Origin of the sequence: Rhizobium sp. C1 (assembly GCF_021026335.1) — a bacterium.
Lineage (GTDB): Bacteria > Pseudomonadota > Alphaproteobacteria > Rhizobiales > Rhizobiaceae > Ensifer_A.
The window spans coordinates 55,856-69,104 of sequence record NZ_JAJNCY010000011.1 but is presented as its reverse complement, the minus strand read 5'-3'; the positions used below and the strand labels follow the sequence as shown (position 1 = coordinate 69,104).

The 13,249-nt window shown below is 61.6% G+C and carries 12 protein-coding genes; 4 read left to right on the top strand and 8 right to left on the bottom strand.

All coding sequences use genetic code 11. The annotated features are described in order from the left end of the window. Window positions 1-172: 172 nt before the first annotated feature. From LQK83_RS19350 to LQK83_RS19315, 8 genes are all read right to left on the bottom strand, one after another. Entirely contained in the window at window positions 173-1,618 is a 1,446-nt protein-coding gene (locus LQK83_RS19350; RefSeq protein ID WP_230839061.1) for a homospermidine synthase, read from the bottom strand. A gap of 154 nt (window positions 1,619-1,772) precedes the next feature. Next, entirely contained in the window at window positions 1,773-2,645 is an 873-nt protein-coding gene (locus tag LQK83_RS19345) for a heme-dependent oxidative N-demethylase family protein (RefSeq protein ID WP_230839060.1), read from the bottom strand. 2 nt (window positions 2,646-2,647) lie between these two features. Further along, the gene (locus LQK83_RS19340) at window positions 2,648-2,932 is read right to left on the bottom strand and encodes a YciI family protein (protein WP_230839059.1); all 285 of its coding nucleotides are present in this window, start codon (window positions 2,930-2,932) and stop codon (window positions 2,648-2,650) included. 3 nt (window positions 2,933-2,935) lie between these two features. Next, window positions 2,936-3,322 carry a type II toxin-antitoxin system RelE/ParE family toxin gene (locus LQK83_RS19335; RefSeq protein WP_230839057.1) on the bottom strand — a complete coding sequence of 129 codons (387 nt, stop codon included), beginning with the start codon at window positions 3,320-3,322 and terminating at the stop codon, window positions 2,936-2,938. Continuing rightward, window positions 3,315-3,596 (bottom strand): type II toxin-antitoxin system ParD family antitoxin, encoded by a 282-nt coding sequence (locus tag LQK83_RS19330; protein ID WP_230839056.1) that lies wholly within the window; start codon window positions 3,594-3,596, stop codon window positions 3,315-3,317. Before LQK83_RS19330 ends, LQK83_RS19335 begins: the two co-directional genes overlap by 8 nt. Window positions 3,597-3,642: 46 nt before the next feature. Next, entirely contained in the window at window positions 3,643-4,272 is a 630-nt protein-coding gene (locus tag LQK83_RS19325; protein ID WP_230839054.1) for an aminotransferase class IV family protein, read from the bottom strand. Continuing rightward, window positions 4,269-5,423 (bottom strand): aminodeoxychorismate synthase component I, encoded by a 1,155-nt coding sequence (locus tag LQK83_RS19320; protein ID WP_230839053.1) that lies wholly within the window; start codon window positions 5,421-5,423, stop codon window positions 4,269-4,271. Before LQK83_RS19320 ends, LQK83_RS19325 begins: the two co-directional genes overlap by 4 nt. Continuing rightward, on the bottom strand, window positions 5,423-7,243 hold the full coding sequence (locus tag LQK83_RS19315) for a M3 family oligoendopeptidase (RefSeq protein ID WP_230839173.1): 1,821 nt from the start codon (window positions 7,241-7,243) through the stop codon (window positions 5,423-5,425). The genes LQK83_RS19320 and LQK83_RS19315 overlap by 1 nt, the downstream gene beginning before the upstream one ends. Window positions 7,244-7,446: 203 nt before the next feature. Between LQK83_RS19315 and LQK83_RS19310 the strand changes: the two genes are divergently transcribed. The 4 genes from LQK83_RS19310 (at window position 7,447) to LQK83_RS19295 (ending at window position 13,222) form a co-directional block, all read left to right on the top strand. Continuing rightward, window positions 7,447-8,994, top strand: a complete 1,548-nt coding sequence (locus LQK83_RS19310) for a sigma-54-dependent transcriptional regulator (protein WP_230839052.1) — start codon at window positions 7,447-7,449, stop codon at window positions 8,992-8,994. A gap of 252 nt (window positions 8,995-9,246) precedes the next feature. Further along, window positions 9,247-10,983, top strand: a complete 1,737-nt coding sequence (locus LQK83_RS19305; RefSeq protein ID WP_230839049.1) for a DUF882 domain-containing protein — start codon at window positions 9,247-9,249, stop codon at window positions 10,981-10,983. A gap of 163 nt (window positions 10,984-11,146) precedes the next feature. Further along, window positions 11,147-12,139, top strand: coding sequence for a sugar phosphate isomerase/epimerase family protein (locus LQK83_RS19300; protein ID WP_230839048.1), 993 nt, complete (start codon window positions 11,147-11,149; stop codon window positions 12,137-12,139). 36 nt (window positions 12,140-12,175) lie between these two features. Then, entirely contained in the window at window positions 12,176-13,222 is a 1,047-nt protein-coding gene (locus tag LQK83_RS19295) for a sugar ABC transporter substrate-binding protein (RefSeq protein ID WP_230839047.1), read from the top strand. The last annotated feature ends 27 nt before the right edge of the window (window positions 13,223-13,249 follow it).

Genomic DNA, 13,249 nt, shown 5'->3' with positions numbered 1-13,249 from the left:
GGCCTTTCCGGCGAATTAAACGTGTCAGCGCACATTTTTGCAGCATCGCAAAGGGCGCTCTGGATCCGATTCCTGTCCCGCCCTCAAGATTGCAGAGCCGCCCCGGTCAAACAAGACCGGGGCGGCGCAATTTACATATTATCCTATGTATTTCGGACCGGATTGCCGCGGTTTACTGAACGAGGATGTTCTTGAACTGCCAAGGATCCTTCTCGTCCAGCTTTTCCGGGAAGAGACCCGGGCGGCCGTCGAGCGGGGTCCAGTCGGTGTAATGGCCTTCGACCGGACCGAGATAGGGCATCTGCACTTCGAGGCAGCGCTTGTAGTCCATCTCGTCGGCCTCAACGATGCCGGCCTTCGGATTTTCCAGCGCCCAGACCATGCCGGCGAGAACGGCAGACGTCACCTGCAGGCCGGTGGCGTTCTGGTAAGGCGCGATGCGGCGGGTTTCTTCCAGCGACAGGCGCGAGCCGTACCAGTAGGCGTTCTTCTCATGACCGTAGAGCAGGACTCCGAGTTCATCGACGCCGTCGACCAGTTCATTTTCGTCGAGAACGTGGAGCATCGGCTGCTGGTGGCCACCGTTGCCGAACATTTCGTGCAGCGACAGAACCGCGTCATTGGCCGGATGATAGGCATAATGGCAGGTCGGACGGAATTCGGCCTCGCCGTCCTTGTCCTTCACCGTGAAGTAGTCGGCAATCGAGATCGCTTCGTTATGCGTGACAAGGAAGCCATATTGCGGGCCGGGCGTCGGGCACCACGTGCGCACGCGGGTGTTGGCACCCGGCTGATCGAGATAGATCGCCGCCTTGCAGCCCTTCTTGTGCTTCTTGGCGTTCTTCGGCATCCACTTTTCGTGCGTGCCCCAGCCGAGTTCCGAGGGCTGAAGGCCTTCAGAGATGAAGCCTTCGGCCGACCAGGTGTTCCAGAAGACGTTCATCGGCTTCGGGTTGATCGTGCGCTGGGTATCGCGCTCGGCAATGTGGACGCCCTTGACGCCCAGCGTCTGCATCAGCTTCGCCCAGCCTTCGCGGTCATCGGCTGCCGGTTCGGTGATCGCTGTGCCGGTGTCCCTGGCGAGGTTGATCAGCGCCTGCTTCACGAACCAGGAGACCATGCCGGGGTTGGCGCCGCAGCAGGAAACGGCCGTCGTGCCGCCCGGATTCTTGGCCTTTTCCTTGCGCACGGTTTCGCGCAGCGCATAGTTGGTGCGCGCTTCGTTGCCGAGCGAGTTGTCGAAATAGAAGCCGAGCCAGGGTTCGACGACAGTGTCGATGTAGAGCACATCGAGCTTGCGGCAGAACTTCATCAGGTCGAGCGATCCCGTGTCGACCGACAGGTTGACGCAGAAGCCCTGACCCTTGCCTTCGGTGAGGAGCGGCTTGAGGAGATCCTTGTAGTTCTCCTTCGTGACGTGCTCCTTGATGAGGCGGATGCCGCGCTCTTCGAGCAGATGCGCATCTTCGCCGCGCGGGTCGATGACGACCATGCGGGATTTGTCGAACTTGAAGTGACGTTCGATGAGCGGCAGCGTGCCGCGGCCGATCGAGCCGAAGCCGATCAGCACGATCGGACCGGTGATTTCGCCATAGATCGGATATTGAACGTCAGACATCGGGTCCGTGCTCCTGAAAATGCGCCTGCGAGATTGGCAGGACAGGTTGGCGGGCCCCGTTATCGAGGCCTGTGCGCGCTCTAACCACAGAATCGAGTCACAATAAAGTACAAACGGAAGTTCTGACGGGTCGCGGCTCGCAAAACCTCGGTCTTCACTGCAGATTTCGCAGAAATGTCATGAGCTTCCCGCGCTTTTCCGTCATGCCTTTGTAGGCCAGTTGTTGTTCGTTCATGGCCTCCAGCCGGGCGGCCAACTGGTCGGCGAGATCGCGATGCGCGGTGACGGCGGCAATCGGATCCTGATAGATGCGGATGGTGAAGAGCATCGCGCCGGTTTCCGGCAGCTTGCGCAACGTCTGGCGCTCGACGCGAATGAAATTCGAGGCCGGGTCGAAGTGCTTTCGCGACAGCCGCGCGCCCTTTTCCGGAGGCCAGTCGAGATCGGCCTCCGGATAGATCGACCAGTTGAAACGCTCTACCACCCGTCCGGGCGCGATGCGGTCGAACATGCGGTTGATCAGATCGTCATTGCGGCTGCCGGGCTCGAAATCCGGCACAGGGCCGTGGATTTCGCCGATCGTCTTGCCGGCCTTTGCCTTCAGGGACCAGGAGGAGGGGAAGGCGACATAGCCCGCCGTGACCCGCCAGCCGCTGTCGCGGTTTTCGAGGAGTACGAGATCGTCGGCGACGAGGGAGCCCGCGATGAGGAGAGTCGGTTCGGGGGTGTCGAGGGCGATCCGGCGATCGAGGAAGGCGAGGGTGTTGCCGTGGCGGGAATAGGTGGCCGCGTGATTGTCCAGAAGATGCGCGGCGAGCGTGTCGAGGGCTTCAGCCTGCGCGGCTTCGGAACCCGGCGCGGCCTGAAACACGGCATCACGGTCTGCGCCCAAGAGCCTGGCCTTCTCCGCCAGATACCGCTCCAGATCAGTATCCGTCTCGATCCAGCGCTCCGGCGCAATCTGCGTGAGACCGATCGCGAAGGGTTCGGACGAGCCATCATAGGGGGTGAAGCGAGGCTTTTGCATGGCTAGCCCTTCAAGCCCTCGAAGCCCTCTGCTGTCGTGGTGAAGTTCACTTCGGCGATGTCGATGTCGGCGATTTCGTGGATCACGAACGGGTCTTTCGCACAGAGCGCTTCGATCGCCGCACGCTCGCCTCGGGCAAGGATCACGCCGCCCGTGCGGGGAACCTTTCGGCCGGAGGCGACGAATGTGCCATCGGCATAGTGCGCTTTCAGCCACTCCATATGGGCGGCCATGTGCTTATCGGCTTCTTCCGTGGACTTCTTGTAGGTGAGCGAGATGATGAACATGGGCTATCTTTCTGGATCGTGTTCGCCTTGCCGGGCGATCCGATTGAGGGCGCGGGTGAAAAGCATGCTGTCGTGAATGAAACCAAGAATGTTGACGATGCGATCTTTTCCGATCTGGAAGACCAGGAAATGGCGGGGTTCGAGCACGGGGCCAGGCGGGGAAGGAACGCGATGGCGACTGTAGCGGACATGATAGACTCCCACCTGTCCGAGCTGCGTCTGTTTCCAGGTGACGGACGGCCGGTCATGCGTTTCGGCGATGTCCTGCATGGCCCGCACCAGAAGGGCGGCATATCGCTCACGGGCGCTATCTCCGAAGGTGGCGGCAGAGTGATTGAGAATTTCGATAAGCTGCGCCTCGGCGGGCGCGGCAAGGCGGAAATCAGCCATTGGCCCGGCTGCGCTCGATCAGGCGCGCGAGGAGTTCAGATGCGCCCGTTTCTCCCACGACATGCGTGAAGTCGCCGCGCGCTATGGCATCCAGTCCCGTTTCCGCAACCTTCTGGATGATCGCCAGATCAGCATTTTCACGCTCGACTTCGCCTTCATAACGGCGCAGGGCTTCGCGAACCACTTCGCTCGCATTCTGATGCCGGCCGGACGCAACCTGCCGGTCGACAAAGTCGCTCAAAGGTTCTGTCAGACTGAAATTCCTGCCGGCCATGTTCATCTCCAATCAGGGGTTAGCGTATCAAAGATTGATATCGCTGTCAGCCGATCAGTTCCGCGCGGATCAGGCCGCGCAGGGAATTGCCGACGTAAAGCGTACGGCCCGCAAGTTCTTCCGGCCGCAGCCGCCGGTTATAGGCTTTTCTGGCGCAGATGAGCGAGCTGCGCAAGACGCCGGCGAGGCAGCCGGAGGAGATGGGGGGCGTCATCAGGCGGCCGTCGTCATCCTCGACAAAGAGATTGGTAATCGTGCCCTCGGCGAGTTCGCCTTTTTCGTTGAGGAGGATGACCTCGTTGGTCTCAGCAGCGGGAAACTCGGCCCGGGCGGCTTCGTAGAGTGCGCGGCGGGTGGTCTTGTGGCGGATCAGCGGGTCGGTGGAGGCGGTGCGGGTCTGGGCGATCGCGATGCGCCAGAGGGTGTCGTCTGGTTGGAGGGCGAAGGGGGCGGCGGTGATGGCGATGCTGCCCGTTGGCGAGAGTTCTAGGCGGAGGCGTTGGTGGCTTGCGGGTGGCGTATAAAGATAGTCAGCCAGCGCCTCGCCTGCCTTCTCCGCGCCTGAAAACCCAAGCCGTCGTGCCGAGGTCTCCAGCCGTTTCAGGTGTAGGCTCAGCCGGGCGATGCCCTCGCCGGGTGTGTAGCGCATCGTCTCGAAAAGCGAGAAATCCGTCATCGTGCGATCTCCTCGTCGCCAATCGCGAAGCGGGCTTTCAGGAGCGCTTCGGCATATTCGTCCTCGGCGTTGGAATCGAAGACGATGCCCCCGCCGACATTGAAAGTGGCCTTGCCGTCATCGAAGAGCGTGATCGTGCGGATCGCGACGTTGAAGAGCATTTCGCCGGAAGGGGCTACATAGCCGATGGAGCCGCAATAGGCGCCGCGCGGGGTCTGTTCGATCCTGTGGAGGATTTCCATCGTCCACATCTTCGGGGCACCGGTGATCGAGCCGCAGGGGAAGAGCGCGGCGAAGATGTCGGTCAGTGTTGTCTCGGGAAGGAGTTTGGCGCGGACATGGCTCACCATCTGGTGCAACGTCGGATAGGTCTCGATGTCGAAAAGCCTAGGCACGGAGAGTGTGCCGACTTGCGTGATGCGCGAGATGTCGTTGCGCAGGAGGTCGACGATCATGCGGTTTTCGGCCTGCGTCTTCTCGTCAGCCTTCATGGCGTCGATGATCGCCGCGTCTTCCTCTGCGTTGCGTCCCCGCGGGGCTGTGCCTTTCATCGGATGCGTTTCGATCCAGCCGTCTTTGTCCACCTTGAAGAAGAGTTCGGGCGAGCGGGAGAGGATGACCGGGCCGCCCATATTGACCAGCGCGCTGTACTTCACCGGCTGGCGTTCCGCGAGCGCGTGGAACGCATCCAGCGGGTCGCCATGCCATTCGGCGTCGATGGGGAAGGTGAGATTCCCCTGATAACTGTCGCCCTTGCGCAGGTGGTGGTGGAGGATATCGAAACGGGATTTGTAGGTTTCGAAATTCCAGCGGGCGCGGGGGGAAGTGAGGAAGGGGAGGTTGGAGCCTGCCTCGTGCCTGTCCCTCATTGGGGGCGCAGCATCTGTTGGCGCGTCAAAAACCCCGAAAAGAAGATACGGCACTGCACCGTTATCATCGGCCAGTTTCTCGATGCGCGGCTCGAAGAGATGGCCGGCTTCGTAGGAGAGATAGCCGGCCAGCCAGTGGCCTGCCTTGTGCGCGGCCTGCAGTTTTTCGAGCGCGGGCAAGAAATCCGCCCTGCGATCCACACGGACGATCTCGCGCGGGCGGGCGAACAGAATCGTTCGATTGGCGGGATCGTCTCGAAAGAGGATGAAGGGCGGTTCCATTACCCCTTATCTAAAGCCTCCAGCTCGTCGATCAGCCCTTCGATCATCGACAGTCCCTTGCTCCAGAACGACGGGTCTGAGGCGTCGAGGCCGAAGGGGGCGAGGAGTTCGGAATGATGCTTCGTGCCACCGGCCTTGAGGAGCGCGAAATACTTGTCCTGGAAGCCTTCCGCCGCGTTCTGGTAGACGGCGTAGAGCGAGTTCACGAGGCAATCGCCGAACGCATAGGCGTAGACGTAGAAGGGCGAGTGGATGAAATGGGGGATATAGGACCAGAAGGTTTCGTAGCCGCCACCCGACAGATCGATGGCCGGGCCGAGGCTCTCGGCCTGCACGGACATCCAGAGTTCGCCAATCTGGTCGGAGGTCAGTTCGCCTTCTTTCCGGGCCGTGTGGACCTTGCGCTCGAATTCGTAGAAGGCGATCTGGCGCACGACCGTGTTGATCATGTCCTCGACCTTCTGGGCGAGCATGGCCTTGCGTTCGCGCTTGTCCTTCGTGTTGTCGAGCAGCGCGCGGAAGGTCAGCATTTCGCCGAAGACCGAGGCGGTTTCGGCCAGCGTCAGCGGTGTTGCGCACATCAGCGCGCCCTGGCCGCCGGCGAGAACCTGGTGCACGCCGTGCCCGAGTTCATGCGCCAGCGTCATGACATCGCGTGGCTTGCCCATGTAGTTGACCAGAACATAGGGGTGCGCGGAGGGGACCGTCGGATGCGCGAAAGCGCCCGGCGCCTTGCCGGGGCGCACGGGCGCGTCGATCCAGTTGCGGTCGAAGAAGGTCTTCGCGATGCCGGCCATGTCGGGCGAGAAGGCGCCGTAAGCCGAGAGGACGGTTTCTCGGGCCTCGTCCCAGGAGATCGTGGCATCCGGGGTTTCGGGCAACGGCGCGTTGCGGTCCCAGAACTGCATCTTGTCCATGCCGAGCCACTTCGCCTTCATCGCATAGTAGCGATGTGAGAGGCGCGGATAGGCGTCTTTCACCGCCGCTGCCAGCGCATCGACGACCTCGCGTTCGACGCGGTTCGCCAGATGTCGGCTGTCGGCGATGTCCTCGAACTTGTGCCAGCGGTCGGAGATTTCCTTGTCCTTGGCGAGCGTATTGGTGATCAGCGTGAAGGTGCGGATATTGGCGGCGAAGGTGGCGGCTAGCGCACGTGCCGCGCTTTCGCGCTTCTTCGGATCGGCGCTCTGCAGCAGGCTGAGCGTGGCTTCAAGACCGAGCGTTTCGCCATCTACGTCGAAGGTCAGCGTCGCCATGGTCTCGTCGAAGAGACGGTTGAAGGCGGCAGCTCCGGTCATCGACTTTTCCATGAAGAGCTGTTCGATACGATCTTCCAGCTGGTGCGGCTTTTCCTTGCGCAGGTCGCGGATCCACGGCGCGTAGTGGGCGGCGAGCGTGTCGGTCGCGATGGACTTTTCGATGACGGCGTCGTCGATGCGGTTCAGTTCCAGCGTGAAGAAGAGCAGGTGGCTGCCGAGATCGGTGAGCTTGGCCTGCACGTCGCCATAGAGCTTGCCGTTGGCCGGGTCGGCCGTGTTCGAGAAATAGGTGAGCCCCGCGAAGGAGGCGATGCGGCCGAGGATATCGTCCAGTGCATCGTAATCGCGGATGGCAGCGCCGAGACCGTCATCACCGGATTTCGTCGCGGCCTCCGCCAGCTTGTCCTTCCAGCGGCTTTCGAAAGCGAGCGAGTCTGCTGTTGCCTTGTCGAGCGCTGCCTTGAACTCCGGGCTGTCTTTCGAAGGGAAGAGGTCGGCCAGGTTCCAGGACGGCAGGTCGCCCAGCTCCGGCTTGATTGCGGCTCCCGTTGTCGCAGTCATTGAAACGAGGTGTCCCGCGAAGTCGAAGGTCCGGTTCAGCATGTCGCTGCTCTCCCTATGTCATCTGTCATTACGTGGATTGAATGCGTTGCGGATCGATAAAATGCAAGCATTTCCGAAAATGGGGTGTTTAGGGGTGCTGTGCCAAGGTGACGCGACGAAAAAAGCAACGTGCCGAAGAAACGCACGAAGGGAGAATGTCCGTGGTAGCCCAGATTCTTGTTGTGGATGACGATCCGGTTCAGCGCCGCCTTCTCAAACACGCGATCGAGCAACATGGCCATGAGCCCCATATGGCTGAGAATGGCCGCGTTGGGCTCGAATATCTGAAGGACGTCGCGGACCGCATCGACGTCGTCGTTCTCGACCTCATGATGCCCGAAATGAACGGGCTGGAATTCATGGAAGCGCTTGGCAATCTCGGGGCCGACATTCCTGTCATCGTGCAGACCGGGCAGGGCGGTATCGAGACCGTTGTCGAGGCGATGCGCGCGGGCGCGTTCGACTTCGTGGTCAAGCCGGTTTCGCCGGAACGCCTCGGCTCTGCCATCGGCAATGCGCTGAAACTCGACCAGAAGGAGGCGCGCGCCAAGGCCGGACGCCGGTCGCGCAACACCCATGTGCGCTTCAGCGACATCGTTTCCGTCAGCCCGGCCATGGATCGCGTCATTGATCTGGCACGGCGCGCCTCGCATTCGGACATCCCTGTCGTGCTGGAGGGCGAATCGGGCGTCGGCAAGGAAATGGTCGCCAAGGCGATCCAGGCGGCGTCGGATCGGTCCAACAAGCCGTTCATTACCGTCAATTGCGGGGCGATCCCGGCCAATCTGGTCGAAAGCATTCTTTTCGGCCATGAGAAGGGCGCGTTTACCGGCGCGACCGAACGGCATATCGGCAAGTTCGCGGAAGCCGATGGCGGTACGCTGTTCCTAGACGAGATCGGCGATCTGCCGCTCGACACGCAGGTGAAGCTGCTCCGGGCCGTCCAGTCCGGCGAAATCGAGACGGTCGGTGCACGGCAGACACAGAAGGTGGATGTCCGTCTGATTTCGGCGACCAACAAGGATCTGATCGAAGAGGTCAAGGCCGGGCGGTTCCGCGAGGACCTTTATTATCGCCTCAACGTCTATCCGATCGCCATTCCGTCGCTGCGCCGGCGCAAGGAAGACATTCCTGTTCTCGTCAGAACGCTTGCCGAGCGTCTGGCGCATGAGCAGAAGCTGCCGCAGCCGCTTGGCGTCTCGCCCCGCGCGCTGGCCCTGCTGACGGCCTATGACTGGCCAGGCAATATCCGCCAGCTGGAGAACGCCATGTTCCGGGCTGTCGTGCTGGCGCAGGGGCATGAACTGGACGTCGAGGATTTCCCGCAGATTGCGGCGCAGGTGCCCGGCTATTCGATCAATGCCGAAGGCGCCATTTCGTGGGGCGGGCCGGCCCGCCACCAGGGGCCGACGCTGGTCGAGACGCCGCCGCGGGTGTTTCCGAACTTCATGGAACGACACGAGACACAGGAGACCGTCATGTCCGCGTCCGGCGACAAGCACGCCGATGTGATCGAAAGTCTCGGCGAAGACGGCGATGTTCGCACGCTGGCCGAAGTCGAGGAACAGCTGATCCGCTTCGCGCTGAAATTCTATCACGGGCAGATGAGCCAGGTGGCGCGCAAGCTCGGAATCGGGCGGTCCACATTGTACCGCAAGCTCAAGGACTATGACATTGATCCCGATCACCCGTTCCGGGATGTTGCCTAAGATTAACGAGTGCTTGAAGAATCCGGTCGAAAGGCCGGGTTCGTCGTTTCCATTTGACGAATTTTTCACTATATAACTATCGCCGTGTTGACTGTGGCGTTTCTGCCATCGTCTTACCGCATTTGCATTCCATGTGGGATGCGAGGGAAATTCGCTTTTAATGGGGACGTCCAGTTGTCGGTCATTTCGGATGCCAAGGGGCGGATGCATTGGGTTGCGCCCTTGCGGTCTGTGACGTCGAGACTGCGTGATATGGCCGGGAAGGGCGCCCTTGCCCTGATGCTGGCTTTCGGCCTCATGGCTGCTGCAGCGGGCGCTGCGCAGGCGGAAACCCGTTCTCTGAAGCTTTACTTTGTCCACACAGGCGAACGCGCCACCATCACGTTCAAGCGCAACGGTAAATTCGACCCCGAAGGTCTGGCCAAGCTCAACCGCTTCCTGCGCGACTGGCGTCGCAACGAGCCGACGAAGATGGACCCGCATCTGTTCGACCTGATCTGGTCGGTCTATCAGAAGAGTGGGTCGAGCGAATATATCAATGTGCTTTGCGGATATCGCGCGCCCGGCACGAACGAAATGCTGCGCAACCGCTCGCGCCATACCGGCGTTGCCAAGGAAAGCCAGCATATTCTCGGCAAGGCCATGGACTTCTACATTCCCGGCGTTCCGCTGGAGCGGCTTCGGGAAATCGGTCTGAAGCTGCAGATGGGCGGCGTCGGCTATTATCCGACCTCGGGTTCGCCCTTCGTGCATATGGATGTCGGCGGTGTGCGTGCCTGGCCGCGTGCTTCGCGCGAGACGCTGGCGCGGCTCTTCCCGGACGGCCGGACGATCCATCTGCCGCCCGACGGCAAACCGTTGCCGGGCTATGAGGCCGCCATGGCCGACTACAAGCGCCGCATGGGCTCCGACAGTGTCGAGATCGCGTCCTCCGGCCGCAAGAACCTCTTCCAGATGCTGTTTGGCGGTGGCGACGAGGACGAAAGTCCGGAAGCCATTGCGGATAATGCCGCGCCTGCCAAGCCGCAGCCGCCGAAGGCCGCACCGCCAGCGGCGCCGCCGGTCCAGGTGGCCTCTGCCGAGCCAGCGCCGCAGCCCAAGCAGACCTATATCGAGAATATCCCGGGTACTACGGTTGCCAATGCGCCGGTCCCGAATGTCCGTCCGTCCGTTGCGGGCGGGCAGGGTCCCGATCTGGAAACGGCGCTGGTTTCCCCGGCCCGCAGTTCGGCCAACGATGCGATGGCCTCTGTTCTTCAGCCGCCTGCCGCAGGCAATGGCGACTATGCCGATCTCGGCGATTACAAGATTCCCGTTCCGCAATTGCTTGCGGATCGCAAGCAGCCGGGTGAGGCCGATGTTGCGGCCGTTCCGCTGCCGGGTTCGCGGCCGGATTATCAGGTGGCGTCTGCCGCGCCCGATGCGTCGCAGGTGCTTCAGCCGCCGGTTCCGCTGGCGCAGCCCGTGCGGGCTGCCGATATGGGCAGCGATGCATCCAGGCCGGCCGCCGGCAACGACGATATTGCGGCCATGATCCGGCGCATGTCGGGTGGCGATGAGGCGGTAGAACCATCGCGTCCGGTCGCCACGCCGCCGACGAAGCCCCAACAGGTCGCGTCCGTGGATCCCGCTGCCTCCTCGGCCAAACCGTCGACCCGGCCGTTGAAGGCAGATATACGCCCCGCGCTTGCCGAGCAGGCCTATCAGCCCAAGAAGGGGTCGCGGCCAAACAAGACCGATGCGATTGCGGCGCTTCGCGGCTCTCATTCGCAGCCGGCACAGCTGACCGGCGAGATGATCGAGAAATGGGCGCTTGCGGCCAACAATGCCCAGATGGCCGCGCCCAAGCCGGTGGATAGCGCGAGGCGGCGCGACAGTGATTCGGATGTCCAGGCTGCGGATGCGGCCTCCGACCAGTCGGAAGCGCGCCCGGCAAAGTTTGATCCGGCCCGCTTCTCGGGTGACGCGCCTGTGGCGAAGCCGCAGTAACGAGCGGCGCGAGACTTCAGGTATCAAATACCAAAAAGGCTTGACGAATTGGAGATGTGTCAGGGATGACGCGTTGCGGCGCAGCATGGAATTCCTGCGCCGCAACATCTTTTTACACTTTACAGATAATTTGTAATCTGTGAAGTTGCGCGGCAATCAATCAATGGATATCGCCGTGACAGATCAACGTTTCGCAACTCGCCTCAATTCCTTTGCCTCCGGAGCCCACCTTGCCTGGCCCGATCACAAGGGCAAGCCTTCCGTGATGATGATGGCCGAGCGCGCTGCCTCGGTGAAGGGTTTGACCGATCTGGACCTCAACTATCCGGATCATGTCAACGAAGATCCTGCGCAAATTGCCCGCAGACTGGGCGATCTCGGCCTCAGCATCAATGGCTTCGCCATGCGTTACTATACAAACCCCGCATTCAAGCTGGGCGCTTTCACCAATCCTGATCCTGCGGTCCGGCGTGAGGCAATCGATCTGACCAAGAAGGGGATCGATGCCGCACGCGCGGCCGGCAGCAACCTCATGACGATCTGGCTGGGGCAGGATGGTTTCGACTATGCCTTCCAGGTGGATTACAAACAGGTATGGGATCACGAAATCGAGGGAATTCGTGAAGTTTGCGCGCATGATCCGGATTGCCTGATTTCGATCGAGTACAAGCCGAACGAGCCGCGATCCTACAGCCTTCTGCCCGATTGCGCGACGACGCTTCTGGCGATCGATGAAGTCGGCGCCGCCAATCTCGGTGTCACGCTTGATTTCGCCCATGTGCTCTATGCCGACGAGCAGCCGGCTTTCGCCGCTGCCCTTGTTGCCCGCCGTTCGCGTCTGCTCGGTGTGCATCTCAACGATGGTTACGCCAAGCGTGACGACGGCCTGATGGTCGGCGCGGTGCATGCTCAGCAGACCATCGAGCTGCTGCGCCAGATCCGCCGCGACGGATATGAGGGCGCGATCTATTTCGATACATTTCCGGATTTCACGGGGCTCGACCCCGTCAAGGAATGCGAGGTGAACATCGCAACCGTGCAGCGCATGCTGAAGGTTGTCGATCGCCTCGAGCAGGACAATCGCCTGACTGATGCGATTGACCGCCAGGATGCCGTTGCGTCTCAGGGCATCCTCCAGGAGCTGATGCTCGGCTGAAGACTTCAACCCCACACGTTGTTACCGGGAGGAACAATGAAAAACCTTATCGTCGCAGCTCTTGCTGCCACCCTTTTTGCTGGCGTCGTGCATGCCGCCGACCTCGCACCGCTCAACTCCGACTCCGAGCCGGACCGCATCGACTGGTCGCAGCTCGACAAGAAGTTCGGCCCGATGCCCGCCGCTCCGGCAGGCCTCAAGATCGGCGGCGTTTCCAAGACGCTGACCAACGAATATTGGCGGTCGCTGGGCGAAGGCTACAAGAGCCTCGCCGGCAAGCTGGGCGTCAGCGTCGCCTACCAGGCAGCGCAGAGCGAAGGCGACCAGCTCGGTCAGCTGACGATCGCCGAAGGCATGGTCACGCAAGGCTACAAGGCGCTGCTTCTGTCGCCGCAGACGGACGCCAACCTGCAGCCGGTCATGGAGCAGGCCAAGGCCGCCGGCATCACCGTGGTCAACGTCAATGACGCCGTGATCCCGCAGGCCGAGCACTATGTCGGCAATGTTCAGCGCGACAACGGCGTGCGTGTTGCCAACTGGTTCATCAAGAACCGTCCGGAAGGCGGCAAGGTTGCCATCATCGAAGGTCAGGCCGGCGTTTACGCGGCTGTCCAGCGTACGGCAGGCTTCAAGAAGACCATCGAGGAAAACGGCAAGTTCAAGGTCGTCGCCAGCGTTCCCGGCAACTGGGATCGTCAGCTTTCCTATGATGCGGCCACCACGATCCTGCAGAAGAATCCGGACCTCATCGGCTTCTACTGCAACAACGACGGCATGGCGCTCGGCGTCGTCGAAGCTGTCAAGGCTGCCGGCCTGCAGGGAAAGGTCGTCGTGTTTGGCACGGACGGCATTTCGGATGCCTACAAGTCGATTGCCGCCGGCGAACTCACCGGCACCGTTGACAGCTTCCCGGTCCTGACTGGCGAAGTCGCCATGGAAACCGCGCTGCGCCTGTATGCGGGCCAGAAGCTGCCGCGCGTCGTTGCAACGCCCCAGGCGCTGATCACGGCTGAAAACTACAAGCAGTACCAGGGCAAGCCGGAAGACGTTCGCGCCGTGCTCCTGAAGGCTGCCGCCAACTGATCCCTCAGAAGACAAGGACGGCCGCAA

Coding starts and splice junctions, on each gene's coding strand:
- LQK83_RS19350 (WP_230839061.1), bottom strand. CDS start 1,618: ATGTCTGACGTTCAATATCCGATCTATGGCGAAATCACCGGTCCGATC.
- LQK83_RS19345 (WP_230839060.1), bottom strand. CDS start 2,645: ATGCAAAAGCCTCGCTTCACCCCCTATGATGGCTCGTCCGAACCCTTC.
- LQK83_RS19340 (WP_230839059.1), bottom strand. CDS start 2,932: ATGTTCATCATCTCGCTCACCTACAAGAAGTCCACGGAAGAAGCCGAT.
- LQK83_RS19335 (WP_230839057.1), bottom strand. CDS start 3,322: ATGGCTGATTTCCGCCTTGCCGCGCCCGCCGAGGCGCAGCTTATCGAA.
- LQK83_RS19330 (WP_230839056.1), bottom strand. CDS start 3,596: ATGGCCGGCAGGAATTTCAGTCTGACAGAACCTTTGAGCGACTTTGTC.
- LQK83_RS19325 (WP_230839054.1), bottom strand. CDS start 4,272: ATGACGGATTTCTCGCTTTTCGAGACGATGCGCTACACACCCGGCGAG.
- LQK83_RS19320 (WP_230839053.1), bottom strand. CDS start 5,423: ATGGAACCGCCCTTCATCCTCTTTCGAGACGATCCCGCCAATCGAACG.
- LQK83_RS19315 (WP_230839173.1), bottom strand. CDS start 7,243: ATGACTGCGACAACGGGAGCCGCAATCAAGCCGGAGCTGGGCGACCTG.
- LQK83_RS19305 (WP_230839049.1), top strand. CDS start 9,247: ATGGCCGGGAAGGGCGCCCTTGCCCTGATGCTGGCTTTCGGCCTCATG.
- LQK83_RS19300 (WP_230839048.1), top strand. CDS start 11,147: ATGGATATCGCCGTGACAGATCAACGTTTCGCAACTCGCCTCAATTCC.
- LQK83_RS19295 (WP_230839047.1), top strand. CDS start 12,176: ATGAAAAACCTTATCGTCGCAGCTCTTGCTGCCACCCTTTTTGCTGGC.